Source organism: Curtobacterium sp. Leaf154, assembly GCF_001424595.1.
Taxonomy (GTDB): Bacteria; Actinomycetota; Actinomycetes; order Actinomycetales; family Microbacteriaceae; genus Curtobacterium; species Curtobacterium poinsettiae.
In genome coordinates, this window is the sequence record NZ_LMOS01000004.1 from 54,508 (window position 1) to 79,911 (window position 25,404).

Genomic DNA, 25,404 nt, shown 5'->3' on the forward strand with positions numbered 1-25,404 from the left:
ACGGTCCGCGGCTCGGGACGTGCGGTCGCAGCCTGGGCCGAGCGGGCATCTCGTTCGTCGACGCCATGGTCCGTTCGGCGAGCGCCGAACCGCGAGCTGCCAACGTCGGACCAGGGGGGGGTGTGATGCCCCGACGAACCCACGTGTGCCACGCTCAGAGGAGCGCGGATCACGATCACCTCTGTCGCCGACGAGCACGTGGAGGAGCCCGCCTTGATCATCACGAAAACCAACGGGTCGGTCAGCAGTGTGCTGAACGACACGTTCCGACCGCTCCCGGACCAGGTGCGACGTAGCCTCGGCCTTCTCGACAACGACGACCACTTCGCGTGGCTCGTCTTCTCCGCGCCGATCGACGACCAGACCTGGCGCGCCGGCCCGCAGGCGGTCATCGACGAGTACGGCGACTCGTACCTGCAGGCCGGTGGCACCGCGGAGAAGATGACCGTGGAGCTACGCCGCCGTGCGGACGACGGCGAGTACCGCTTCTCCATCGTCGGCCGTGACCACGATCTCACCGAACCGCTCACGGAGACCATCGACGTGCAGGCGGCGCACGAGCCCCGGCATCCAGCCGAGCTGTTCACGGCCGATCAGGCGGCGCCGGTGTTCATGCACTACGTCGAACACCAGACGGTCCCCGACGGCTACGCGCTCCGTCTCGTCGCCGACATGTAGAAGATGGTGACGCCTCCCGTCCGTCATGTGTCGCGCGAGCGCGTGGAGTCTCGACGTGTTCTCGCCGGTGCCAAAGACTTCCGACTGCCCACGAGCGCTGTCCACGGGGTGCTTGAGGTGGGCTGATGTGACCGGTGGAGGCCTACGCGTTGAGCGTGCGCTCCAGCTCCGCGGCGATGGCGGTCATGCCGGCCTCGTTGGGGTGCAACGAGGACATGTCCAGGTGGAACGGCTGGATCCAGGGCTTCGCTGAGCCGAGCGCGTGGCCCTCGCTCAGCGCCGAGGCGAGGACGAGTTCGGCGCCGGTCCTCGATGCCGCGTCGCGGAAGACCTTGCGGATCGCCGTCTGTATGACCAGGAACTGATCCAGCTCGTCCTGGTCGAACGGCGTGTGCTCGAGCGAGTCGCCGTCCACCACCGTGAGGTAGTCGACAAGCATGATCCGCGCACGTGGTGCCTTCTCGCGGGCCTTCTCGACGACCTGCACGAGTCCCGCTGTCGCCGCTTCGACGGCCTCGTCGGTCGGTGCGGGGATGTCGTCCGGCAACATGGTGCTGAGCGTGGCGACCATGGGAGATTCCGGTGCCGTCCGGCGCAACGCCACGGAGAACATCGCACCGGCGAACTGCAGGTCGTTGCCGCCGGCGGTCACGGTGACCACGTCGGCATCGGCCGGAACGCCGTCGACCTGCGGCGGGTAGACGACACCGGACAAGGCTTGCTGCGGGGTGTCGAGGACATTCGCCGTCGTCGCGCCCGAGACGGTGAGATCGACGAGTTCCGCCGAGAGGCGTCCGGCGAGCTGGTGCGCGTAGTTCTTCGCGGACCGCACGGCGCTGGCGTCGACGATCGGCTCGATGCCAGGGCCGGCTGCGAAGGAACTCCCGAGTGCTGCGATGACCTTGGAGGGGGACATGGGACCAGCGTGTCACCGGGAGCACCTCGTTGCCGGAGCGTTCGTTCAACAATGACCATCCCGCGTCGGCCACACTGAACGGAGAACGAATCCAGATCACCTCGGTCAGCGCAACGAGTGAAGCGGCACATGATCATCGAAGAGACCAACAGCAGCATCAGCAGCATCCTGCGGGACACCTTCCGGCCGATGCCCGACCAGGTCCGCCGCATGCTGGGACTCCTCGACAACGACGAGCACTTCGCGTGGAGGCTCTGGTGGTGTCCCGACGACGCCGACTGGATGTTCAACCCCGACAAGACTGAGGAGCAGTACGGCAACTCCTACCTGCAGGCCGGTGGCACCGCCGAGAAGATGAGCGTGGAGCTGCGCCGCCGCGAGGACGACGGGGAGTACCGCTTCTACATCATCGGCCGTGCCCACGATCTCACCGAACCGCTCACGGAGACCATCGACGTGCAGGCGGCGCACGAGCCCCGGCATCCTGCCGAGCTGTTCACGGCTGACCAGGCTGCGCCGGTGTTCATGCACTACGTCGAACACCAGACGGTGCCAGACGGCTACACGCTCCGTCTCATCGCCGACATGTAGAAGGTGGCGACGCCACCGTCGTGTGTTCGCGACCGTGTACCGGACGGGAGGCGCGGTGCCAGCTGGCACCGCGCCTCCCGTCCGTCGTCTGTCACGAGATCGCGTGCACTCACGCGGCCAGCTTCCGGTGCAGGCGTCACGAGGTGCGGGTCGCACCGATCGCCCAGACGCGGGGCGGTTCGGCACCGTTGACCGCGTGGTCGCCGATGATCCGCGCCTTGAACACCCACGGGTTGTGGCTGCCAGCGGTGCGGGCGTTCCGCCAGTGCCGGTCGAGGTTCTTCGTCGTGCTCACCCCGGACGCCGCGAGCGCGTCGAACAGGTGCGACGTCGCCGTCGTCGCCAGCGTGGTCAGCGCAACCTGCGCCTGCGCGGTCGCGAGTTCGGCGCGGTCGTTGCGGCGCTCGTCCTCGGCGGTGTCGAGCCCCGCTCCCTCGTACGCTTCCTGCAGGGCTGCGGCGGCCCGGTCGACGATCGCGGTGGCGGCGAACCCGGCCGCCGACACCTCACCGACGACCTGCAGGATCTGCGGGTCTGCCGCGAACGTGTCGGCGTTGCCGTGTGAGAAGACGCGGGTGCGGTTGCGGACCTCGCGCGCGATCTCCCGTTCGGCTGCGAGGACGGACCCGGCGAGGACGCTCAACAGCACGCCCTGGTAGAACGCCGTCTGGTACTTGAACCGCTCGTCGAAGGGGATCACCGCGTCGGCCTGCACGACGGCGTCGTCGAAGGTGCTGGTGCCGGAGCCGGTGGTGCGCTGCCCGAACCCGTCCCAGTCATCGGTGTGCGTGACCCCGGGCTGGTGCGCGTCGACGATCGCGATGACCCGCTCGCCGGTGTCCGTGCGCTCAGCGTAGGTGTCGATCCAGTCGGCGAAGATGCTGCCGGTCGAGTAGTACTTCTGGCCGGTGATCCGGAACGTCCCGTCCGGCTGCGGGGTCACCTTCGTGACCACATCGCCGACCTGCACTGACCCGACCTCGGTCCACGAGTTGCCGGCGATCTCACCGCGGCCGAAGCGGTCCAGCCACCCTTCGCGTTCCCCGGACCGGGCGACCAGCCGGTCTTCCACCAGCGCGAAGTGACCGCGGAGCGCCTGGGGGATGTTGCTGTCAGCAGCGGCGAGTTCGGTCAGCAGGCGGAACAGCTGGGGCAGGGTCGCCCCGGCTCCGCCGCGGGCGACGGGGACGCGGACGGCGCCGAATCCGGCGGCGGCCAGTTCGCGGATCTCGTCGAACGGGAGGCGGTGGTCGCGTTCGCGCTCAGAGGCGCCGGCAGCGATGCGGTCGAAGATCGGACGGAAGCGGGCGAGGAGCTCGTCGTCGGCGCCCTCGTCGATCGTGCGGTCGGCGGTCTGGTTGCTGATGGTCACGAGGACTCCTTCGTGCTCTGGGTTGCTACCTGTCGCGTGGTGTGGCGCCGTGTGGTGTCGATTCGTCCGGTGTGGGCGGACAGCCCGACCAGATGTGCGCCATCGCGAGACTGTGGCATCGCCGAACGCCCGCGAGAAGGGGTGTGTCGATGTGTGTCGGAGGGTGACTTCCCATGACGCGTGACCACGCTGCGACGCCGTGTGCGTTCGCAGCAGCCCCCTTCGCGGTTCCGTGCGGGTGTGATGGCTGGGGAGCCGACGTTGGACGACAACGGGCATGCTCCTCAGAGGGACCCGCCTATGCCGCCCTCAGCGCAGCGCGCATCAACGAGGGAGCAAGCACCCGTCAACGGACTGGCCACTGCCTGGCCGGGTGTGGGCGAGGGCCTCGGTCCCGGCGTCGTTCACCCCGGTGACGTTCAGGCCGGCGGTGTCGTCCCTGCGCCTTCGGTGTCGTCCGCGCCCGCAAGACCTGTCCCGGCCTGGTCGAGGTTCTCGTGTGGGTCGCCCATGTCGCCGGTCGCAGCGCCGGTGCGGGACAGCCCGAAGTGTCCGCGGACGGCGTTCGCCTCGGCGGGGGACAAGGTGCGTCCGGCTCCGAGGGACGGCGCGCCCTTGATCGCGTCCTTCGTGTACCCGACGTGCACGTCCGTGCCGTCGAACGTGGCGTCGTCGGCGGGGACGAGCGCCTGGTGACGCCCGAGCAGTCCGGTCGCGACACAGACGTAGGCCGCACTGCCGTCCTCGTCGGAGGGGAACACCTGCACGACCTTGCCCACTGATACCCCGTTGCGATCGCGGACAGTCGCACTCTCGACCTTGTGGATGACGCCCTTGGTGATCATGAACGTAGTCAACGCCCCGAGTCTGACGCTTCGCAGACGCCGTCCCCCTGGTGGGCGGTCAGGACCCGAGCGCCGATGGTGACGGAGAGACGCCCTGTCGTGGTCGGCACCCCGGTGCCAACGTGCCTCGTCGGCGCAACCGCAGCCGCGCCTCCAGGCCGGACCGAAAGCCGCCCACGCGGCGGACGCAACACGAACGGCGGCTCTCCTCCTTCCGGAAGAGAGCCGCCGTGGTGTCTCGCAGCGGTCAGCGCGCCGACGGGACCGCCGTGCCGACGAGCTCAGCCCGTACGATGTCCGCACCAGCGGACAGCGCACCGAGCTTGTCCAGCGCCGCACCCCGCGCCAGGGGCGCCATCCCGCAGTTGGAGCTCGGGATGAGCTTGTCGGCATCGACGAACTCGAGCGCTCGACGCAGGACCTCCGCGACCTCTTCCGGGGTCTCCACGGTCTCGGTCGCCACGTCGATCGCCCCGAGCATGACCTTCTTGCCGCGGATCAGCTCGACGAGTTCAAGCGGAACGTGCGAGTGGATGCACTCGAGCGAGACGATGTCGATCGACGACTGCTGCAGCAGCGGGAAGGACTGCTCGTACTGCCGCCACTCCGCGCCGAGGGTCTCCTTCCACTTGTTGTTCGCCTCGATGCCGTAGCCGTAACAGATGTGCACGACGGTCTCGGCGCGCAGGCCCTCGGCTGCGCGCTCGAGCGCGGCCACGCCCCAGTCCTGCACCTCGTCGTGGAAGACGGTGAAGGCGGGCTCGTCGAACTGGATGATGTCGACGCCGGCATCCTGCAGTTCCCGGGCCTCTTGGTTGAGGATCGTGGCGAACTCCCACGCCAGCTTCTCGCGGCTCTTGTAGTGCTGGTCGGACAGCGTGTCGATCATCGTCATCGGGCCGGGGAGCGCCCACTTGATGGGGCGATCGGTCTGAGCCCGCAGGAACTTCGCGTCCTCGACGAAGACCGGCGCCCGGCGGCTCACGGCACCGACGACGGTCGGGACGGCCGCGTCGTAGCGGTCGCGGATGCGGACGGTCTCCTTGCGCTCCAGGTCGACGCCGTCCAGGTGCTCGATGAACGTCGTGACGAAGTGCTGGCGGGTCTGCTCACCGTCGCTGACGATGTCGATGCCGCGGCGTTCCTGCTCGTGGACGGCGGACCGGAGGGCGTCCTGCTTGCCCTCGGTCAGTGCCGCACCCTGCAGCTCCCAGGGGGACCAGAGCCGTTCGGGCTCGGCGAGCCAGGACGGTTTCGGCAGGCTGCCGACGATCGAGGTGGGGAGGAGAGAACGCATGGGTGTGATGGTCCAGTCAGTCGAAGGGCAGAGGAAGTCAGTGCGCGAGGGCGAGGTCAGCCCACCGGGCGAGGAGTGCGCGGTGCGGCCGCACCAGGTGCTCCTCGGTCCACCGGCCCTGCGTGATCCCGAGGCGGCTGCGCTCCTCGCGGTCGTACGTCACCGGGGTCGGCGTGAAGTCGGTGTGGTCGAGGGTGGGGCGGTAGGTGCTGCCGGCCGGGGTGTTCGCGGCGTAGACCTCCGGGCGGTAGATCTTCTGGAACGTCTCCATGGTTGCGATCGTGCCGATGAGCTGGAGGTCCGTGTAGTCGCCGGTCAGGTCGCCGCGCGTGTAGAACGCGAGCGGAGCAGCCGCCCCGGCTGGCTGGAAGTACCGGACCCGCATGCCCATCCGGCCGAAGTAGTCGTCGGTGAGCGAGGAGTGCTCGTGCTCGTACTCGGCGCCGAGGACGGGGTGGACGTACCCGTTCCGGCGGTAGGTCTGGCTCGTCGAGACGCTGATGCAGACGACGGGCTCGGCACTGAAATTCGAGTGGAACGCGGAGGACTCCAGGAAGCGCTGGAAGAGTGCCCCGTGCAGCGCCCCGAAGTCAGACGGCAAGCCCGGGGACGACGGCAGCAGCACCGAGAAGTCGTAGTCGCGCAAGTACGACGAGAAGTTGTTGCCGAGGATCCCCTGGTGGCGCTCGCCGGTGTGCTGGTCGACGATCGTGACGTCGAGCATCTCGAGCAACGGGAACTCGGCGTCCGAACCACCGTCTGAGAACTCCAGCGCCACCGAGACGATGTCGAGCTGCAGACGGTAGCGGTCGTGCGCCGCGGCCAGCTCGTTCGCGCGCCCGTCGATCATCTCCAGCGCAGCACGGAGGTTCTGCTGACGGCGCTCGCCGCGCGCCAGGTTGGCGAAGTTCGTGGTCAGCCGGGAGCTGTCGGCGGGGGAGTAGTCCTCGTCGAACCGGGTCCGGGTGATGCTGAAGGTGAGGTCGTTCGCCATGGTCGGCAATCTGTTCGTCGAGCGGCCCGTGGGCGCGGTGGGAAGGATGCATCGATCATGGCGGGAATGGTGAGCCATCAGGTAATACCGAGACGCTATGCACCGGTATAGCCTCGGCCTATGGCCCGGGTCTCGAACGACATCACCCTGCAGCAGCTCCGGTACTTCATCGAGGTCGCGACGGAGGGCTCGATCAGCGCCGCGGCCGACCTGCTCTACGTGTCGCAGCCGACGATGTCCGCGGCGATGAAGGACCTGGAGACGCGCATCGGGCGCCCGCTGTTCACCCGGTCGGCCCGAGGGGTCGTGCTCACCGTCGACGGCGTCGAGTTCCTCGGGTACGCCCGGCAGGTCGTCGAGCAGGTCTCCCTGCTCGAGCAGCGGTACGTCGGCGGCCAGCGGTCGCGTCGGCTGCTCGGGGTGTCCGCCCAGCACTACTCGTTCGCGGTGGAGGCCTTCGTCCGGATGGTCGAAGCGGCGGCTGCGGACGAGTACGAGTTCTCGCTGCGTGAGACGCGCACCTGGGACATCATCGAGGACGTCCGCACCCTGCGCAGCGAGGTGGGCATCCTCTACCGCAACGACTTCAACAAGCAGGTGCTCGGCAAGCTGCTACGGGACGCCGGGGTCGTGTTCACGCCGCTCTTCGTCGCGCAGCCGCACATCTTCGTGGCCCGGCGGAACCCGCTCGCGTCACGGGAGCGCGCGACCCTCGAGGACCTCGCCGACCTGCCTCGGCTCACCTTCGACCAGGGTGCCAACAACTCCTTCTACCTGGCCGAGGAGATCCTGTCGACGATGTCGAGCAAGCGGGAGATCCGCGTCTCGGACCGGGCGACGATCTTCAACCTCATGATCGGCCTGGGCGGGTACACGATCTCCACCGGACTCATCAGCGACGACCTCGACCCCGAGATCGTCGCCATCCCCCTCGACGTCGACGAACGCATCGAGATCGGCTGGATCGCGCATGCCTCGGTTCCCCTCACCGTGCAGGCGCAGGCGTACCTGGACGAGTTGCGTGCGGTGGTCACCAGCTACGGCGTCGAGCCGCTCGGGTAGGCAGGCGGCGAGTCCGGCGAGTCCGGCGAGTCCGGCGGTTCCAGCGATCGGCCTGGAGGCCCGACATGCGTCCGTCAGGAGGCTGCGGTCTCGATCATCGCCGTCACGTGCGGTGCGCTCCACCGCAGGAGCGCGTCAGATGGCGGGTCTTCGAGGTCCTCACCCCAGATCGCGACGGCGGCGCCCGACATCGGAGCCGCGAGCAGCGAACCGGAGTCGCCGTCCCACGTCCGGAGTGACCAGTTCTCGCGGAGATCGGCGACGGTGTACTCGCTGTCGGCCGGGTCGAGGTCGGTCGGTACCTCGTACAGGTAGTACGAGTTGTAGTTGAGCATGTCGATCCCGGCCTGCTGCAGGTCGACCGCACTCGCCCGTCGCGCTCGCCGTTCGCGCCGCTCGGCTGCGTCCTCGGTGTCGCCGTCGAAGCTCCAGTACGTGACGTGGATGCGCGGGTCCAGTCGCCCGACCGCGACCCGATCGATCCCGTCGTTCCAGGCCCAGACCTCGCGGTTGCCGAGAGCGGCCGCCATCGCGTTCATCCACGCGACCCGTTCGGCGGCCGAGACGTCGTCGCCCCACTCATCACCGCCGATGTGCACGGTTCGGCTGGCGGGGAAGGTCCGCTGCACCTCTGCGTACAGCTTCTTCGCCAGCGCGAGGCTCCCGGGCGTCGACGTGTCGAGTTCGTTCTCGCCCGAACGGATGCGGTCGACCCACTTCGTGCCGTGCTGCGCCTCGAGCAGGTCGAATGCCGCAGTCATGTGGCCCGGAGTGTCGATCTCGGGCACGATCGCGACACCCCGCCTCGCTGCGTAGTCGGAGATGGTGCGTGCCTGCGCGGCGCTCAGGAACGGACGACGGGTCACACGGCTCGTGTACACGCCTTCGTCGAGATCAGCGTTGGCGAGGGTCTGGCCGAGCACCGTGCTCTCGATCCCGACGTTCTGGTCATCGGTGAGGTGCAGGTGCAGGAAGCGCCCACCGTCGTCGGCGAGCAGGTCGATGTACCGCTTGATCAGCGCCACGGGGTAGTAGGCGCGAGCGACGTCGAGCATCACGCCCGTCTCCGGACGCGCGCGCTTCGTCGGCTTGGTGGTGACGGTCGCGGTCGACGTGCGGCACTGCTTCGCCGAGTACGCACCGGCGCAGGCGAGGACCGAGTACTCGCCGGCCGTGGCACGGGAGGGCGTCCCGCGGACTGCGGTGACGGACGTGCTCGAACCAGCGGCGAGTGCCTTCACCGCGACCCGGCCGAGTGTGTACTTCTTCGTGCCGGCGGACAGGTACAGCCAAGCGGAGGAAGCCGGCTTCCGCACGGCGGCAGTGTTCTTGATCTTGAGGGTGGTGCGAACGGCGGTGCCGGTGGAGCTGGCGGTGGTCGTCGCGGTGACCTGGGTGACCGTCACCGTCGAGGTGGTCGACCCGGCAGCTGACCCGGCGATCACATCGATGCCGATCAGGGCTGCCGCAGACACCGCGATCGCCAGACCGGCTGCGACCATTCGTCTGACGTGGTGTGGCGCAGGCGCTGTGGACGATCGGGACGAGGTCCTGTTCTGACGTGCCATCACGCGCTCCCTCTCAGCCCTGCACGTCGTCGACCCGCGAGACGGCGCCATCTTTCTACCGCAGGTGGATCACACGGCGCAGGTTCGTATCCGAACCACGTCGAAGGCGCATCGCGGCCCACCGACATCGCGGTCAAGCGGAGCCGTGAGCCGACCCCTCAACGCACCTCCGCGCTCGACCACAGCTCACGCGCAAGACCCCGGACCCGGCGAAGAACGGATTCCAGGCTGAGGACGGCCGCGACGAGCAGTGTGCCCGCCTGCACGACCAAGAACGCCACGAGCGCCACCGGGACGAACGCAGTGACGATCCAGGCGGCGGCGAGCCCCAGGAGCATCACCGTCAGGGCTCGAACCGCGGCGAACTCCCGCTGGCTGTGGAGGGCGAGCAACCCGCCCGCGGCGAACGCCAACGGGACGAGGGCCTGCATCGCGATCGACACGGGGAGCCACATATGGCTCTCGGTCGCTGGTGACAGCGCGGCCACGAAACCGACGACGGCGACGGCGAGGAGTGCGCGTGCCCCGTCGCGAGTGAGCGCGGCGCCCGCAGCGGCTCCCACCCCGGCCGACACGGAGACCACCGCGACGGTCGTGACGAAGCCCGCCGCGATGAGGTGTGCACTGACGAATCCGAGCAGGTTGTCGATCGCGAGCAAGGCGGCACCGATGGTCGCCATCATCAGGGCGACGGTGGTGGCTCTGCGCACCGAGAGCCCGAATCGTGGCGTGCTCATCGCTCGTCCCCGTTGAGCGGCCTTCGTCATGTTCTTCCTCCACGCGTCGTCGCCGAGATCACGGCGAACCCAGCCAGAGTGCTGCATATCAATACGAAGCACAACCTTGCAGGTGCGATCTGCACCTCGAGCAACTATCGCCATCAGACCACGAGCGCGCGGCGCTTCAGCACCTCTCCGGCGAGGCCGCTCCCGTAGCGTCGTTCCATGGATCGAGACGTACTGACGGTCGAAACAGCCACGTCCGCGGATGTCTCCGCGGCTCAGGCGCTCATCGACGGCGCACGGCAGTGGCTCCGCGCGCGAGGGATCGACCAGTGGCAGGACCCAGTTCCCGACGCCGTTCTCCTGCGCGACGCAGAGCAGGGGCGTCTCTTCGTGGTGCGCCAGGACCAGGTGATCGTGGCGATGGTCACGGTGTCCGACTCCGACCCGGAGACATGGGGAGCGGACAGCAGTCCCGCGGTGTACTTGCACCGGCTGGCTGTTGCTCAGACGCACCGGGGCAGCAGGCTCGGGCAACGACTGCTGGCGTGGGTCGAGGCACGAGCTGCCGACCGTGGGGCTGCCTGCGTTCGTCTCGACTGCGCGACGGACAACGCGGGTTTGCGGCGCTTCTACGACCAGCTCGGGTTCCGGCACGTTCGCGATGTGACGGTGACCTCCCTCGACGGCGGGCGCCAACTCGCTTCCAGCCTCTACGAACGCGGGTTGGCCCGGTAGCCGATGTTGAGCCGGACGCGAGTCCGACGGCCGCACCGGCGGGTTGTCCCGCCCAACCGGCCCGATGCCGACACGGCCATGACGGCCGCGTGCATCAGTAGTCGGGGTCCTGACGGTCCTGGTCCTGCCAGGGGAGCATCCGACCGGCGACGAGCGCGAGCACGCCCCCGAACAGGTACACGAGCGCGACGGCCCAGCACGGGTTGCGTCGGACAGGCTTCGGCTTCGGCTTCACGCCGCCAACCTACGGCGTCGCGGACGGCAGTTCGAGGCAGTGTGCCATGACGGCTTGCTGGACCGGCAGCAGCGCGGCCTTGAAGGCGTGCCCGACGAAGGCAGGGTGTTCGAGCGCATCGGTGCTGAACTCCCGACCGCGCACGAAGGGTGGACACGGGTCGAGCAGCACCCCTGTCGGCGCGAGGTCGAGCAGGGCCGCGGTGATCCGGAACGGTTCGAGGGCTCGGGCGTGCTGACCGGGGCCGTCGGTGAGGACCACGTCCGCTGACCGGACGGCGGTCTCCAGGTCGTCCGTCCACACCGCACCCGGGGAAGCGAGCTCGGCGGGGCTGCACTGGACCAGATCGAGCTGCAGGACCCGAGCCGCTTCCTGCCACGCCCGAGCGATGTTGCCGTCAGCACCCACGAACAGGTACCGGAGCGACGAGATGTCGCCTCGCTGCCGCAGCGCGTACAGGTCAGACAGCACCTCGCAGGGGTGGTTCTCGTCGGTCATCGCGTTCACCACGGGCAGTGCCGCTGCTGCGGCCAGACCCTCGATGACGGCGAGGTCGTGATGGCGCACGACGAGGATGTCCGCCCACGCCGCCAGGTACTGCGCGACGTCCGTCAACGCTTCCGGCTTGTCCAGCGTGGTGTCGGGGAACACGATCGGCTGCAGGCCCATCAGGGACGCGCCCCGTTCGAACGTGACCCGGGTCCGCAGGCTCGTGGACGGGAAGAACATCACCGCGGTGCCCGCCATCGTTGGTCCTCGGCGGTCGCGGTAGTCGTCGGCCAGGTCGAAGACGGCGTCGACGTCGGACCTGCTCCAGTCATCGAGCTTGGTGAGCGATCGCACCCCACCACCCTAGGGACGCGCCGGCGCGCCCCCGACGTGACCGGATGACGGCCTGGAGGCGCGTGGCGGCGCCGCCACGCGCCTCCAGACCGCCGTGTGGTCGGTCCGACAACGCATCAGCGCCGTCGGCACCGCTTGGGTGGTTCCCTTTCCACTCCCTCATGGGAAGGCGCGAGCAGGCGTCCTACTGTCGTCTCAACCCGAGGTGCCCCAACGCCGGCTGGGACGTCGGCGGCGGCTGCGGGGCTCGGCGGAGGTGAGGAGGAGAGCGATGCCCCTGCGCGTCTTCTTCCCCCTCGTGTCGCTGACGTACGGGATCGGGAACTGGTTCACCTACCTGGCGCTGATCGTCTACGTGCAGACCCAGGCCGGGTCGACCGCGAGCGCGGGGCTGTTCCTGGCGCAGACGGTCCCGGCACTGCTCGTCGCCGGTCACATCGCTCGAGCTGTTCCGATCGAGAGCGTCCGCACGGCGTGGATCGGTTGCCAGGTCACCCTGGCCGTGATGACGGTCGGCGCGGCGTTCTTCGTCGAGCACCTGTGGGTGGTCTACGTGTACGCGGGGTCGAGCATGATCGTCCGTGCGGTTGCGAATCCGCTCCTGCTGTCGCTCGTGAGCTCGTCGGTCACTGCCACTGAGCGTCCGGTGGTGCTCCGCTCGGTGAGCGCGACGTCGGCAGTGACCCTCGCCGTCGCGCCGGCCGTGGGAGGTTCACTGCTCCCAGTGATCGGGCCGACGTGGTTGCTGCTCCTGAATGCGCTGATGTTCGTCGGCGTCGGAGCAGCCATGTGGGCTCACGGCGGTGTCGGACGTGCGTTGCGAGCGGCTCGCGATCATGGCGGGAGGACGGCGACCGAACTGCGCACGGGGAGCTGGTTCCGCTTGCCGGGGTTCGCCGCCCTCGTTCGCGTGGAAGGGTCCGATCTGTGGGCCTGGCGACAGCCCTACACACGGCTGTGGATGCTCCTGCTCATCGCGGGCGCGGTCCTCAACATCATCGAGACGCCGCTCGTGTTCGAGGTCGTGAAGCTCGGTGAAGCCGCGTACGGATGGATGCTCGCCGCCTACGGATGCGGCGGCCTCGTCGTGCTGCTCAGTAACCTGCGCCGTGGTCGCGCTCAGGACCTGTCCCCCGGGAACGACCGTGTGCCCACGTCGATCTCAGCAGTGGCGCTGGCCGCAGGCTTCCTGGCGGTTTCGGTGCTCGCCGTGGCGAGACCGTCGGACGTCACCACGGTGGTGACGGCGGTCGGCGCGTTCTTCCTCCTCGGGTACGGATCGAGCTGGCTCTCGGGAACGTCGCGGGCGTGGCTGAACTCGTCGTTCCAGGATCAGGGCGACACCGTCACGAAAGCGATGTGGACCTGGGCTTCGCAGGTCACGCTCGCGATCAACCTCGTCGTCTACCTGGCGTTCTTCGTCGTCTACTCGATGGTCCCGACCGGAGCGTGGATGCTCGTGCCTGCCCTGGTCGCCTACGGCGCGCTCCTGGTCACCCTTGCGCGGACCCGATCGCCACGAACGCTCGTCGTGGGCTGAGCCGAGGGCCTGCGCGTCAGCTCGTCGTGTCCGCCGCAGGCCCCTGTGTCGTCAGCCCGTGCTCCGTCTTCTCCCAGTAGTGCGGCCGGGTCAGGAGCTGCCAGAGCGCCTTGTAGGCGGCGATGGAGTGCAGCGTCCAGTACACGGGGTTCAGGAGCGACCAGAGGATCAGGTGGAAGGTCCCGCGCTTGAACGGGCCCATCATCGACAGGTAGATCATGATCGCGTTGCCGACCAGGAAGTTGAACAGGCACAGCCACAGCACCCACACCGGGAACAGTGCGTCCACGGTCTCCCGTGGCAGGAAGAACGTGACGGCGGTGAGCGCGTAGAACGGCAACACGCAGAGGAACGTCGCCGGGGTGCCCGCGATGAGCAGGACGAACGCCGCGAACCGGACGATTCCGATCTCACGGACGAGTGCGAGCGGCCGACGGGCGTGGACCAAGCTGGTCTGCATGTAACCCTTGATCCAGCGGGACCGCTGCCGGATGAAGTTCGGCACCGAGGTGTTGGCCTCCTCCATGGTGGTGGAGTTGATGACGCCCACGCGGTACCCGACGGCGCTCGCCCGGATGCCGAGGTCGGCATCCTCGGTCACGTTGTAGGGGTCCCAGCCGCCGAGCTCGATGAGCGATGCCGTGCGGAAGTGGTTCGACGTGCCGCCCAGGGGGATCGGCAGGGACGCGTGGTCCAGACCGGCCAGCATGTAGTCGAACCAGTACGAGTACTCCAGCGTGAACATGCGGGTGAGGACGTTCTCGCGGGCGTTGAAGTAGTTCAGCGCCGCCTGCACGCACACCGTGGCCTCGCCACCGCGCTCGAACGCGATCAGTGCCTTCTTCAGCTGGTCGGGGTCGGGGGTGTCCTCGGCGTCGTAGATCACGAGGAAGTCGCCGGTCGCGACGTAGAGCCCGACGTTGCACGCACGTGGCTTCGTCTGCGGGTGCCCCTTCGGCACGCTGATGACGCGGAAGTGCGGCGGTGGGTTCGCCGCGGCGATCGCGTCCCGTGTCTCCTGGTCCTCTTCCTCGGTCAGGATGATGACCTCGAGCTTGTGTACCGGGTAGTCCAGGCCGCCGAGGTTGTCGATCAGCTGGGCGACGATGTTCGCCTCGCGGAACACCGGGACCAGGACCGTGTAGCCGGGGAGATCTGCGTCGTCCAGAGCGGCGACCTCGGTGTCGGTGATCCGTTCGACGACGTCGTAGCGGGCTCCCTGCGTGGCGACGACGAACTTGAACCCCGTCCCCGCGAGGAACACGAGGCTCGCTGCGATCAGTGCTGCGATGGCGGTCTGGACGGGCCAGACGATCCCGCACGCCACGGCGATCACGGCGAGGACGATGCCCGAGGCCTTCTGTGACCGTGAGAAGACGACGCGGGCGGAGAGCGTCGGGTTCCGGTCGTGGAGTTCGTTCGCGGCAGCGTCGGCGACGGCGCCGTGGAACTGGCTCAGCACGGCACGGCGGAGCGTCCAGCTGTCGACCGAGACGAACGTGACCGGAGCCCCGAGCTCCTCGGACAGCGCATCGCCGAGGGTGGCGTCGTCGGCTCGGCCGGAGGTGAGGACGAGGATGCTCCCGTCCTGCAGCACGCGCACCGGCATCCAGTCCTCGGCGAGGTACCGCTGTCCGGATCCGGGGCGCTGCAACGCCGGGTCGATCCCGGAGGCCTCGAGTTCGGTGAGTTCGTCGGGTCGGGACGTGGCCATGTGCCGGCCGAGCCCGGAGTGATGCGGGGTCGTCACGCGTCACCACCACCCGAGCGATGCACCGATGGCGGCCATCCACTGCAGCGTGATCGGCCGGTTGAACGCAGCCGCCCACGCGATCACGATCTGCGCTGCGCCCACTGCGGCGATCAGGCCGCTCACCCGGGTGGTCCGGGCGGCAGGGACCACGGCGATGCCCATCATCGTCATGATGAGGAACACGTTGCCCGCGGAGTTCACCGGGATGAGGCCGCCCACGTAGCCGATGATCAGTGCCCCGAAGACGAACACCGAGATCAGGACCGAACCGGGCCGCCGGCTCAGCAGCGCCAGGGCGCAACCGCTCACGACCGGGGCGAGGATGAGCAGCCCGTTGAGTGTCGTGACGAGCTCCGGGACGAGCGCCCAGAGCGCGGGGTCGTAGTGGACGGCGTTCTGGAACACCAGCAACGGGTTCCGTCCGAACAGCGCCTCGAGGAACATCACCGCCCCGAAGACCGCGATCGTCGGGAACAGCACGATGAGCACGTTCGACCATCGCGCCCCCGACTCGCTCCGCCGGGCGACGGAGAGCAGTGGGGCGGTGATCGCCGCCGCGACCACGAGGACGAGCCCCGAAGCATCCGCCAACGCCGCGAGCATGAAGAGGATCCCGGACTCGAAGCCCGCCTTGGTGTTCCGGCTGGAGACGAAGCGGACCATGTTGATCGCGCCGATCCCGAACAGTGTGATGCCGAGGAGCGCTTCGAAGTTGCCCGTGGCGGTGTACGCGAAGAGCGGGTTCGCGCCGATCGCGACGAGGAAGACCGTGCTCTTCCACCACGGGAAGCGTCGCTGGACCATGGCCTCGAGCAACTGCTGCAGCAGGATCCCGGCGACCAGGGCCCCGGCCGCCGCGAGGCCGGCGGCGCCACCGGGGATGAGCCGCACCAGGACCGTGCCCAGCGGCGGGTACAGCTCACCGAGCCACGAGACGTCCGCCCGGTCCCAACTCAGTGTCGCGACGTGGTCCACGACGGAGCGGTTGACGGTGACGTCGGCCACGGTGGGGTCGGCGCTGACGACGGCGAGGATCAGGAACGGGACGGCGAACGCGAGCCGGAGCAGCCACCGTGCGCCCGCGCGACTCGGGAACGGTTCCAGCCGTGTGCGCGCGTGGCCGTCCGCACGGGCGGCTTCCAGCTCGCGCCGCAGGGAGCCTGCACGTTCCGCTTCCAACAAGACCACTGGGGCCACCTCACAGCAAGGCCGACTCGGTCTTGTTTGACATCGATATCCGCGCACGACACGCAAGTCGTGGACGCCGCGGCAGTGCGGACGCGAGCGAATCCTCTCACCTCCAGCCGATCGCCGACCCGGGCCTCGGTCTGTCTGACCGCACGTGACGTCGAGCACGCGGCTGTCGGGTGCTCGTACCGGCCGGTCGAGGCGGTTCGACCGCGTCGTCGAGGCGATCGACGTGTTCGCCTCCCGCCCAGAGGCCGCCCGTGCGGGCATGCGTTCCGCGGCTATCGTCGAGGTCGCCCGACGGTCGTTCCGTCAGGCCTGACGAGTTCATTCACATCGGTCACTGACGACGGCTCGGGCACCGGATCGAACATCGCCACGCGGAGCGGAACACGACCATCGCAGTTCGGGAGCCCGGCGATCGAATCGACTCGCACCACTCCGTTGCCATCACGCTCGAGCCGGTACTCGACTCCGTACCCGGCATCGAGGCTGCCGAGCGATCGCCCCGGGGTCATGGTCCAGTTGCGCGCCTTGCAGCCGCGGACAGCTGCCACGTCCTCACCGTTGTTCCCGTTGCCCAGTTCGACCTCTGTGGGTGCGAACGGCCAGGGGCCGGCGAAGAGGTCGGTGTCGTGGTTCTGGCGGAGCGTCTCCATCGCCACGCTGGCGAGGCGATCGATGTAGGAAGGCGTCGCGCTGTGAGCGAGTTCGGGGATGCTGAAGTCGTTCCGGTTGCGCGCCACAGCCTCCGCTTCGAGCTCTGCGCGGACTGCTCGTACCCAGGGGTCCTTCTCGAGCGGCCCCGATGGTGCTGCGCCAACCCACCGGACGTCTGGGTAGACGGCCGGGGGCTCGTCTTCGGCGCATCCTGCGAGCGTGAGGACTGCGCAGCCGATCGCAAGCGGCACCCACACCACACGCCGCAGCCGACGACGTCTTCCGCGGCTCGAACTCCCCGATGCCACTGCTGCGAAGCGCTGTGTCCCCGACTTCCCCCAGGTCGCCATGGAGTCGAATCTACACACCGGGGTGTCCGGCCCGACGGTGCTGCGCCCCGAGATGCCCGCGCGGGTGCAGATCGTCACGGGACCACCTGACGGTCTGGAGGCCGCTTGCGGCGCCGCCCCGTGCCTCCTGTCCGTCATCTGGTCGCGCGGCCTGCGGCGACCACGCTCCAAAGCGCCCCGCCGACGAGGGTGACGGCGCAGGCGACGAACGCGGGAACGTCGTCGGCGCGTCCGAGTCCGACGGAGACCAGGCCCACGACCACCGTCGCGCCACCGGCGATGCTCGTCGGGACGACCGCTGCGCGGTGGCCGAGGAGCCAGTTCTCGTCGCTGCGCATGGTTGCCCTGGTGCGGATGCCGGCGATCCCGTTCCTGCCGATGACGCCGCGCGCCGGCAAGGCGACTAGGACGACGGTTAGCGCGGCGGCGACGATCTCGATGGCGATCATGTGCGGTCTCCTTCCGGGGTCGTTGCGCGCTCAAGCGGACTTGCAATGCACCCGCTGCGTCGCACGAGTCCAACCTGCCGGTATCCGGTGAAATACGCAAGGGGTTGAGTCGGCGAGAATTGGGCAGCGCGGCTGTGGGGGTACTCATTGCGCTGGTGCGAGGTCGTGCGCTTCGCTTGCCGAGACCGCCGGACCGTCGGACCGTCGGCGGCAGTGTGAGGGGTGCAGGTGCGGACGAGCAGGCTGCCGGGGCGTTCGCCGCTCCTGACGCGCACCCTCGCTACGACCATCGTGGTGACAGCTGGGCTGGCGCTGATGACCGGGTGCAGCTCGCCCGACCTGCCGCCGTCGTCAGCGTCTCCGGTCGAGGTGACGAAGGCGTACCTCGCTGCGGCCGAGGCGCAACGGTGTGACGTGACGAAGGCGTTGACGCTCGACAGCACGTGGGCGTGGTGCCGGAACCCGACGCTGCGGAATACACCGTCGCGGACAAGGCGGAATCGGTGCCGTTCAACCCTGGCCACACGACAGAGTCCTGCGTCGACACGACGGTGACGAGTCGAGCGTCGGAGGAATCGGAGCCGATGAACGGGACGCGCACCTGGAGCTTCTGCTTCACGAAGACGGCGTCCGGATGGCGCCTCACGGACCAGGGACAGGGCTAGGGCGTCCGCCCCTCCCGTGTCGGCCGGAAGGGCCAGGCGTCAGCGTGCGTGTGTGGCACCGCGACGACCTGGACCGCGTCCCGGTAGACGATCCGACCCGGCGAGCGGGTCACGAGCTGCATCCACGGGATCCCGTGGCGGTCGAGGAGTTCCAGGTACGGGCCGACCATCTCGAGCAGCTCGACGGCGTCGGCGGCGAACCAGGCCCGGGCCCCGGGGTTGCGGGTCTCGTCGTAGCAGTCGGGCTGCACCGTGGTCGGGTCCGTGTACATCGCGGTCGCGTGCAGGTTCGCTTCTCGGAGCCACCTGGTCTCGGCGTCGCTGAGCCTGCCGTCCCGCTGCAGACCGTTGGCGAGGGCGAAGACCCCCGGGAACCGCCCGCGACGGTTGGGAACGGCGCTCTGGTACCGGACGAACTCGCTCACCGCCGCACGTACCGGTGCTCCGGCCGCCCCGCGGCCCCGTACCGCAACTGCATCGCCACCGTCCCGTCGGCCGTCAGCTGCGCCAGGTACCGCTGCGCCGTCGCCCGCGAGACCCCGATCGCCGCAGCGACCTCGGCGGCCGATCGTTCTTCACCGGCGACGAGCTGCTCGAGCACCAGCGCAGCAGTGGCCGCCCGGGACGGGGATGCCCCACCGCTGTCCCCGGCGTGCAGGATCCGGAACGCCCGCTCGACGGCCTCCTGGTCGAGCGTCGACCGCTCGTCGAGCACGTTCCGCGACCGCGCGTACGCCTGCAGCCGCTCGGCCAGCACCCCGGCTGCGAAGGGCTTGATCAGGTAGGCGAGCGCTCCGCTCCGCATCGCCCGGCGCACGGTGCCGGAGTCCGAGGCCGCGCTCAGCACGAAGGCGTCGGCGCCGGTGTCGATCGACCGCAGCAGGTCGAGGCCGCTGCCGTCGGGCAGGTACACGTCGACGAGCACCAGGTCCACGGCTCCGCCCGACAGCGCGGAGCGAGCACCCGCGAGGGTCCCGACGGGTTCGAGCGCCCGGAAGCCCGGTACCTGGTCGACCTGCCGCCGGTGCAGGTCTGCGACGTGGAAGTCGTCGTCGACCACCAGCACGGTGAACACGGAACTCACGACACCACTCCTTCCAGTCGGGCGCAGAACACCGCGCCGTGGTCGTCGCCGCCGGGGGAGGCGAGCCACACGTCGCCACCGTGCCGCCGGGCGATCTCCCGCGACAACGGCAGTCCGATCCCGAGCCCGTGCACCTGCGCGACGTCACCGGACGCGGCGGTCGCCGCACTTCGGACGAACAGCGAGTCCGCGGCACCGTCCGGCACCCCCGGCCCGGAGTCCATCACCGACAGGTGCAGGGTCGTGCCGTCGTCGAGCACCTCGACCTCCACCCACGGGGAGCCCCCGTCCCGCGTGCGCTCGTCCCCGCGGAGGGCCGCCGTCACCGCGTTGTCCACCAGGTTGCCGAGCACGGTCGTGACGTCGCCCGGCTCGGTGATCGTCCCCTGCACGAGCGTCTCCGCCCCGATCCGCAGCAGCACCCCGCGCTCGGCGGCCTCGACGCCCTTCGCCCCGAGGAACGCCTGCAGGTACGGCTCGGTCAACCGGTCGGCGTGCTGCACCGGGTAGCGCAGCGGCCCGCGCTCCTGCACGTCCGCCAGGTACGCCCGCGCCCGTGCGGTCTCGCCGATGTCGAGCAGCCCCGAGATCGCGTGCAGTCGGTTCGCGAACTCGTGGCGCTGCGCCCGGAGCGCTGTGCTCATCGCTCCGACGGCGTCGAGCCGCCGGGTCAGGGCTTCGACGTCGGTGCGGTCGCGCAGGACAGCGACCCGGCCAAGGTCGCGTCCGTCGCGGGACACGGTGCGGACGTCGACGAGCAGCACCCGGTGTCCGGCGACGATCGTGGCGCTCGCCGGGGCCGCGGAACCCCCGTCGAGCAACGATCCGAGCGGCGCGGGCAGGTCGAGGGAACCCACCGGCTGCCCGACCGGGTCCGCCAGCCCGAGCAACTGCACGGCTTCGGGGTTGCAGACGGTGACGGCCCCCGACGGGCCGATCGCGATGACGCCTTCACCGACCCCGCCGAGCACGGCCTGCTGGTTCTGCACGAGCGTCACGAGTTCCTCCGGCTGCAGCCCGAGCGTCAGCCGCACCAACCTGCGTCGGATCAGGACCGACGCGATCAGCGCGAGCAGGACCGCCGCCAGCCCGGCACCGATCACCGGCATGCTGTCCTCGACCAGGGTGTCGTAGACGCGTGCCCGGGTGAACCCGACGCTCACCTCGCCGACGACGGTGGACTGCCGGGAGGCGCGGCTCGTCCCCGCCCCGCCGGCTGCGGGTGCGGAGACGGGCACCTTCGCCCGCGCCGACTCGCCGAGCGTGCCGCGGGCCCAGGACACGGTCTCGCGTCCGGCGAGTGCGGCGTCGGGGGAGGTGCTCACCATCTCGCCGATGCGGTCGACGTCGGGGTGGGCCAGCCGGACACCCCGGTCGTCGGTGACCACGACGAAGAGCGCCCCGGTCCGGCGCTGGGCGGCAAGGGCAGCACGCTGGACGGGCCCGTCGGCGAGGGTCGCTCGGTCGAGGTCGGTGCCGTCGACGCTGAGCCGGGCGACCGCGGCCCGGACGTCGGACTGGGCGGCGACGCTCTGCGCGATCGCCAGTGCGGTCCCCTCGGCAGCGCGCTCGAGCCGGGTGACCTCGATCCGGACGAACACGGCACTGGTCAGGGCGACGACGGCGACGACCACGGCGAGCTGCAGGACGAGCACCTGGGTGGCGAAGCGGAGCCTGGGGCGCCGTGAACGGTCGTCGGTCACGACCCCAGCGTACGGAGGGTGCGCCGACCTGCTTGCGCACAATGCGCAGAATGCGGTCAACGCGCGATGGTGCGCCAATGTGCAGAAGCGCGCCGCGCCTCCAGGCCGGGTCGTAGCGTGCCCGGACTGCCAGACACGGACGAAGGAGTCCTGATGCTCGTCATCCTCGGGTACGCGATGGTCCTGACCTTCATGGTCCTGATCATGACCAAGCGCATGTCGCCCATGCTCGCGCTGATCATCGTGCCGACCGTGTTCGGCCTGTTCGCGGGGGCGGGCCTGGGACTCGGCGACATGGTCACCGAAGCGATCGGCACCCTGGCGCCGACGGCAGCGCTCCTGATGTTCGCGATCATGTACTTCGGGCTGATGATCGACGTCGGCCTGTTCGACCCCCTCGTCCGGTTCATCCTGCGGGTGACCGGCAACGACCCGGCGAAGATCGTGCTCGGGACGGCTCTGCTGGCGGGCGCGGTCTCGCTCGACGGGGACGGCTCGACGACGTTCATCGTGGTGACCGCGGCGATGTTGCCCATCTACCTGAAGCTCGGCATGAGCCCGGTCGTGATGACGTGCGTCGCCGGTCTGACGAACGGCACGCTCAACATCGTGCCGTGGGGTGGTCCCACCGCCCGGGCCGCCGCTGCACTGAAGATCGACCCGACGGACATCTTCGTCCCGCTCGTGCCGTCGCTCGTGGTGGGGCTGCTGCTGTGCTTCACGTTCGCCTGGACGATGGGGCTGCGGGAGCGGAAGCGCCTCGGGCTGATCGAGTTCACCGAGGCCTCGCGGGGTGCAGGGGTGCCGGAGCGCGCGAACGCCCGGGCCGGGTCGCGCGTGCTCGCGGCGGTCGGCGGGACCGGCGGCGGGATGTTCACGAGCCCCACGGTCGCGCTCGGGCTGCGCGGCGGGAAGGCCGACGGCCGACGTGCGGACGGCGACGGCGTGGACGGAACCGGTGCGACGGACGAGGGCGCGGGCACCGGCACGATGGCCGAGACGATGCTCGACCCGAACCGTCCGACCCTGCGCCCGAAGCGCATCTGGTTCAACCTGGCACTGACCGTCGCCGTGATGGTGGCGCTCGTGATGGGCCTGCTGCCGCTGCACTTCGTGTTCATGATCGGCACGGCGATCGCCCTGCTCGTGAACTTCCCGCAGCTCAAGCAGCAGACCGCGCAGATCGTCGCGCACGCCCCGAGCATCGTCGGCGTGGTGTCGATGGTGTTCGCCGCCGGGGTGCTGATCGGGGTGCTCGACGGCACCGGGATGGTCGCTGCGATGGCCGACTGGCTCGTTGCGGTCATCCCGGACTCGATGGGCCCGTACCTGGCGGGCATCACCGGCATCCTGAGCATGCCGCTGACGTTCTTCATGAGCAACGACGCGTTCTACTTCGGGATCCTGCCGGTGCTGTCCGAGAGCGCTTCGGCGTACGGGATCACACCGGCGGAGATGGCCCGCGCCTCGGTCGTCGGGCAACCCGTGCACATGCAGAGCCCGCTCGTCCCCGCGATCCTGCTGCTGGTGTCGCTCGCCAACGTGAACCTCGGCGACCACCACAAGAAGGTGCTGTGGCGGGCCGCCGTGGTCGCGATGGCGATGCTCGTTGTGGCGATCGTGGTGCGGGTCATCCCGTTCGGGTGATCTGACCGCCGCGCCGGAGTGCGCCGGGCCGGCTCAGGCGGCGTCGAGCTCGCGCGTCAGGGCTGCGACGAAGTCGTCGACGTCCTGCTCCGAGGTGTCGTACGCGCACATCCACCGCACCTCGTTGCGGCTGGCGTCCCAGTCGTAGAACCGGAAGTGCTCCCGCAGCCGGTCGGCCACGCCGGCGGGCAGGGTCGCGAAGACCCCGTTCGACTGGGTCTGCTGGCTGAAGCCGACACCTCGGATGCTGCCGTCGGCGATGCCGGCCTCCAGCGCACCGCGCAGTCGGGCGGCCATGGCGTTGGCGTGCCCGGCGGAGCGCAGGTACAGGTCGTCGCTGAGCAGGGCGATGAGCTGCGCTGAGACGAACCGCATCTTCGACGAGAGCTGCATGTTCATCTTGCGCAGGTAGTGCAACCCCTCGGACGCCGAGGGGTTGAGCACGACGATCGCCTCGCCGTAGAGCATGCCGTTCTTCGTCCCGCCGAAGCTCAGCACGTCGACGCCGGTGTCGGTGGTGAAGTCGCGCAGGGGCACCCCGAGCGATGCCGCGGCGTTCGAGATGCGGGCGCCGTCCATGTGCAGCGTCATGCCGAGCGAGTGCACGTGGTCGGCGATCGCCCGGATCTCGTCCACCGTGTAGGCGGTGCCGAGCTCGGTGGTCTGGGTGATCGACACGACGAGCGGCTGCGCACGGTGCTCGTTGCCCCAGCCCCAGGCCTGCCGGTCGATGCGCTCGGGGGTGAGCTTGCCGTCCGGTGCATCGACCGTCAGCAGCTTGATGCCCCCGATGCGCTCGGGTGCTCCGGCCTCATCGGTGTGGATGTGCGCGGTCGAGGTGCACACCACCGCACCCCAACGCGGCAGCATCGACTGCAGGCCGACGACGTTCGCGCCGGTCCCGTTGAACACCGGGAACGCTTCGGCCTGCGACCCGAAGTGCTCCCGGACCACCTCGTGGAGACGCGCCGTGTAGACGTCCTCGCCGTACGCGGTCTGGTGGCCGTCGTTGGCCTCGGCGATGGCCGCGAGGATCTCGGGGTGCACGCCGGCGTAGTTGTCCGAGGCGAAGCCCCGCAGGTCCAGGTCGTGGAGTCGGAGGGTCACTCGCTCATCCTAGGTTCGGGGGATCAGGTGCCCTGAGCGACGGTCGCACCCGCGTCGCGGGCCGCGTGATCGGTACGGTGGTCGCCATGGCCCGATTCACGCCCCCTGCTGCCGACGCGATGCGCGCACGACTCCTGCTCGCCGCGCGGGACGAGTTCGCCGCGGTCGGACTGGCCGCCGGCAGGGTCGAACGGATCGGCGCGGCGGCGTCGAGCAACAAGGCGCAGGTCTTCCACTACTTCGGCAGCAAGGAGGGCCTGTTCGACGCCCTCGTCGCGGAGACCATGACCGAGACGTTCGCCGACGCCCCGCTCGACACCGCCGACCTGGCCGCCTGGGCCGGCGGGGTGCACGACTCGTACGTCCGTCGCCCCTGGGCCCAGCGGCTCGCGACGTGGCACCGGCTCGAGCGTGCCGACATCCCGCTCGAGTCCGTCGCGACGAGCTACGCCGACGCGGTGGCCGAGGTCGAGCACGCCCAGCGCGCCGGGGTCCTGCCGCGGGCGTTCCGTCCCGCGGTGCTGCTCGGGCTCGTCCTGCACACCGCGGCGTTCTGGAGCGCGACCGCTCCGGAGTACGAGCCGCTGGTGCAGGCCGTGACGCCGCCGCGGCGTCGCCAGGTCGTGGTCGACGCGGTGACGGCGCTGCTCGGCGGGAAGTCCTGACCGAGGGCTCGACCGGCACCAGCGCGACCGCGATCGGACCGGGCGGGCGGGACGGAGCCGCGCCGGGCCTCCTGGCCGTCCCTCAGCCGGCTGCGCCGGCGGCGACCCGCAGCGTCCGCTCCGCGTCGTCGAGGTAGTCCGCGAGCAGTGCCGAGGCGGCGTCCTGGTCGCCACCGCGCAACGCGGACACGATCGCGTCGTTGCGTTCGACGAAGTCGGCGTGGAACGACGCCGGGTCCGCGGTGGTCAGGAACGCGAGTCGCATCTCGGCGAGCAGGCCGTCCATCAGGGCGTGGATCCGCTCGCTCGGCACCGCGCGCACGAGTTCGGTGTGGAACCGGATGTCGGCGGTGCCGACGGCGCCCCAGTCGCCCGCGGCTGCTGCGGCCCGGGCGTCCGCGACCGCTGCGGCGGCCGCGGCGAAGGCTGGCGAGTCGGGGGAGCAGGCACGCACGGCGGCTTCTTCGAGAACCCGCCGGGCCGCGTAGAGATCGGTGACGTCGGCGGCGGAGAGGCGTCTGACGAACACCCCGCGGTTGAACACGTGCTCGACCAGTCGGTCGCGGGCGAGCAGCCGGAAGGCCTCGCGCAGGGTGTTCCGCGACACCCCGAGCTGATCGCTCAACCGCTCCTCGGACAGCTGCGCCCCGGGGGAGAAGTCGCCCGACGCGATCATGGTGCGCAACCGCGTGGCCGTGGAGTCAGCGCCGCCGACGGTTCGGGTCATGGCAC

At 69.6% G+C, this 25,404-nt stretch carries 25 protein-coding genes; 7 read left to right on the forward strand and 18 right to left on the reverse strand.

Annotated elements, in window-relative coordinates; translation table 11 throughout:
• Nucleotides 1-213: 213 nt before the first annotated feature.
• On the forward strand, nt 214-678 hold the full coding sequence (locus ASF75_RS06730) for a hypothetical protein (RefSeq protein ID WP_156463814.1): 465 nt from the start codon (nt 214-216) through the stop codon (nt 676-678).
• A 142-nt stretch (nt 679-820) separates the two neighbouring features.
• On the opposite strand, the gene ASF75_RS06735 is transcribed toward ASF75_RS06730, so the two are convergent.
• Nucleotides 821-1,594, reverse strand: coding sequence for an SGNH/GDSL hydrolase family protein (locus tag ASF75_RS06735; protein ID WP_056069910.1), 774 nt, complete (start codon nt 1,592-1,594; stop codon nt 821-823).
• Between the two features lie 129 nt (nt 1,595-1,723).
• On the opposite strand from ASF75_RS06735, the gene ASF75_RS06740 reads away from it, so the two are divergent.
• Nucleotides 1,724-2,185, forward strand: a complete 462-nt coding sequence (locus ASF75_RS06740) for a hypothetical protein (protein ID WP_156463815.1) — start codon at nt 1,724-1,726, stop codon at nt 2,183-2,185.
• 136 nt (nt 2,186-2,321) lie between these two features.
• Here the strand turns inward: ASF75_RS06740 and ASF75_RS06745 are convergent, their stop codons facing one another.
• The 4 genes from ASF75_RS06745 to ASF75_RS06760 all read right to left on the reverse strand — a co-directional run bounded on the left by ASF75_RS06745 (nt 2,322) and on the right by ASF75_RS06760 (nt 6,693).
• On the reverse strand, nt 2,322-3,557 hold the full coding sequence (locus ASF75_RS06745; protein ID WP_056069917.1) for an acyl-CoA dehydrogenase family protein: 1,236 nt from the start codon (nt 3,555-3,557) through the stop codon (nt 2,322-2,324).
• A gap of 419 nt (nt 3,558-3,976) precedes the next feature.
• Nucleotides 3,977-4,414 carry a hypothetical protein gene (locus ASF75_RS06750; protein ID WP_156463816.1) on the reverse strand — a complete coding sequence of 146 codons (438 nt, stop codon included), beginning with the start codon at nt 4,412-4,414 and terminating at the stop codon, nt 3,977-3,979.
• Nucleotides 4,415-4,649: 235 nt separating this feature from the next.
• Entirely contained in the window at nt 4,650-5,699 is a 1,050-nt protein-coding gene (locus tag ASF75_RS06755) for a methionine synthase (protein WP_056069923.1), read from the reverse strand.
• Nucleotides 5,700-5,736: 37 nt separating this feature from the next.
• The gene (locus ASF75_RS06760; RefSeq protein WP_056069925.1) at nt 5,737-6,693 is read right to left on the reverse strand and encodes a putative oxygenase MesX; all 957 of its coding nucleotides are present in this window, start codon (nt 6,691-6,693) and stop codon (nt 5,737-5,739) included.
• 120 nt (nt 6,694-6,813) lie between these two features.
• Here ASF75_RS06760 and ASF75_RS06765 point away from each other — a divergent pair, with 120 nt between their 5' ends.
• The gene (locus ASF75_RS06765) at nt 6,814-7,755 is read left to right on the forward strand and encodes a LysR family transcriptional regulator (protein ID WP_056069929.1); all 942 of its coding nucleotides are present in this window, start codon (nt 6,814-6,816) and stop codon (nt 7,753-7,755) included.
• A 74-nt stretch (nt 7,756-7,829) separates the two neighbouring features.
• On the opposite strand, the gene ASF75_RS06770 is transcribed toward ASF75_RS06765, so the two are convergent.
• Nucleotides 7,830-9,257, reverse strand: coding sequence for a family 20 glycosylhydrolase (locus ASF75_RS06770; protein ID WP_056069931.1), 1,428 nt, complete (start codon nt 9,255-9,257; stop codon nt 7,830-7,832).
• 224 nt (nt 9,258-9,481) lie between these two features.
• Nucleotides 9,482-10,060 carry a hypothetical protein gene (locus tag ASF75_RS06775; protein ID WP_071251287.1) on the reverse strand — a complete coding sequence of 193 codons (579 nt, stop codon included), beginning with the start codon at nt 10,058-10,060 and terminating at the stop codon, nt 9,482-9,484.
• A 207-nt stretch (nt 10,061-10,267) separates the two neighbouring features.
• On the opposite strand from ASF75_RS06775, the gene ASF75_RS06780 reads away from it, so the two are divergent.
• Nucleotides 10,268-10,783, forward strand: a complete 516-nt coding sequence (locus ASF75_RS06780) for a GNAT family N-acetyltransferase (RefSeq protein WP_056069936.1) — start codon at nt 10,268-10,270, stop codon at nt 10,781-10,783.
• A gap of 94 nt (nt 10,784-10,877) precedes the next feature.
• Here ASF75_RS06780 and ASF75_RS17620 read toward each other — a convergent pair whose 3' ends face one another.
• Together ASF75_RS17620 and ASF75_RS06785 are read right to left on the reverse strand one after the other, a co-directional pair.
• The gene (locus ASF75_RS17620; protein ID WP_156463817.1) at nt 10,878-11,018 is read right to left on the reverse strand and encodes a hypothetical protein; all 141 of its coding nucleotides are present in this window, start codon (nt 11,016-11,018) and stop codon (nt 10,878-10,880) included.
• Between the two features lie 9 nt (nt 11,019-11,027).
• Nucleotides 11,028-11,861 carry an ornithine carbamoyltransferase gene (locus ASF75_RS06785; RefSeq protein ID WP_056069939.1) on the reverse strand — a complete coding sequence of 278 codons (834 nt, stop codon included), beginning with the start codon at nt 11,859-11,861 and terminating at the stop codon, nt 11,028-11,030.
• Between the two features lie 271 nt (nt 11,862-12,132).
• Between ASF75_RS06785 and ASF75_RS06790 the strand changes: the two genes are divergently transcribed.
• Entirely contained in the window at nt 12,133-13,401 is a 1,269-nt protein-coding gene (locus ASF75_RS06790) for a hypothetical protein (RefSeq protein ID WP_056069942.1), read from the forward strand.
• 16 nt (nt 13,402-13,417) lie between these two features.
• On the opposite strand, the gene ASF75_RS06795 is transcribed toward ASF75_RS06790, so the two are convergent.
• The 7 genes from ASF75_RS06795 to ASF75_RS06830 all read right to left on the reverse strand — a co-directional run bounded on the left by ASF75_RS06795 (nt 13,418) and on the right by ASF75_RS06830 (nt 21,253).
• Nucleotides 13,418-15,151, reverse strand: coding sequence for a glycosyltransferase (locus ASF75_RS06795; RefSeq protein ID WP_082509523.1), 1,734 nt, complete (start codon nt 15,149-15,151; stop codon nt 13,418-13,420).
• A gap of 3 nt (nt 15,152-15,154) precedes the next feature.
• A complete protein-coding gene (locus ASF75_RS06800; RefSeq protein ID WP_056069948.1) occupies nt 15,155-16,342 on the reverse strand; it encodes a hypothetical protein in 1,188 nt (395 codons plus the stop codon).
• 281 nt (nt 16,343-16,623) lie between these two features.
• On the reverse strand, nt 16,624-17,430 hold the full coding sequence (locus ASF75_RS17625) for a hypothetical protein (RefSeq protein WP_152427234.1): 807 nt from the start codon (nt 17,428-17,430) through the stop codon (nt 16,624-16,626).
• A gap of 56 nt (nt 17,431-17,486) precedes the next feature.
• The gene (locus ASF75_RS06810) at nt 17,487-17,801 is read right to left on the reverse strand and encodes an SdpI family protein (protein WP_017886875.1); all 315 of its coding nucleotides are present in this window, start codon (nt 17,799-17,801) and stop codon (nt 17,487-17,489) included.
• A gap of 661 nt (nt 17,802-18,462) precedes the next feature.
• Nucleotides 18,463-18,891, reverse strand: a complete 429-nt coding sequence (locus ASF75_RS06820) for a hypothetical protein (protein ID WP_042540680.1) — start codon at nt 18,889-18,891, stop codon at nt 18,463-18,465.
• Nucleotides 18,888-19,550 (reverse strand): response regulator, encoded by a 663-nt coding sequence (locus ASF75_RS06825; protein ID WP_056069957.1) that lies wholly within the window; start codon nt 19,548-19,550, stop codon nt 18,888-18,890. The genes ASF75_RS06820 and ASF75_RS06825 overlap by 4 nt, the downstream gene beginning before the upstream one ends.
• Nucleotides 19,547-21,253 carry a sensor histidine kinase gene (locus tag ASF75_RS06830; protein WP_056069960.1) on the reverse strand — a complete coding sequence of 569 codons (1,707 nt, stop codon included), beginning with the start codon at nt 21,251-21,253 and terminating at the stop codon, nt 19,547-19,549. Before ASF75_RS06830 ends, ASF75_RS06825 begins: the two co-directional genes overlap by 4 nt.
• A gap of 153 nt (nt 21,254-21,406) precedes the next feature.
• On the opposite strand from ASF75_RS06830, the gene ASF75_RS06835 reads away from it, so the two are divergent.
• Complete coding sequence (locus ASF75_RS06835; RefSeq protein ID WP_056069962.1) at nt 21,407-22,900, forward strand: CitMHS family transporter; 1,494 nt, start codon at nt 21,407-21,409, stop codon at nt 22,898-22,900.
• Nucleotides 22,901-22,933: 33 nt separating this feature from the next.
• Here ASF75_RS06835 and ASF75_RS06840 read toward each other — a convergent pair whose 3' ends face one another.
• A complete protein-coding gene (locus tag ASF75_RS06840) occupies nt 22,934-24,007 on the reverse strand; it encodes a threonine aldolase family protein (RefSeq protein WP_056069965.1) in 1,074 nt (357 codons plus the stop codon).
• A gap of 86 nt (nt 24,008-24,093) precedes the next feature.
• Between ASF75_RS06840 and ASF75_RS06845 the strand changes: the two genes are divergently transcribed.
• Entirely contained in the window at nt 24,094-24,672 is a 579-nt protein-coding gene (locus ASF75_RS06845; protein ID WP_156463819.1) for a TetR family transcriptional regulator, read from the forward strand.
• Between the two features lie 82 nt (nt 24,673-24,754).
• Here ASF75_RS06845 and ASF75_RS06850 read toward each other — a convergent pair whose 3' ends face one another.
• Nucleotides 24,755-25,399 carry a GntR family transcriptional regulator gene (locus ASF75_RS06850; RefSeq protein WP_056069971.1) on the reverse strand — a complete coding sequence of 215 codons (645 nt, stop codon included), beginning with the start codon at nt 25,397-25,399 and terminating at the stop codon, nt 24,755-24,757.
• Nucleotides 25,400-25,404: the final 5 nt, after the last annotated feature.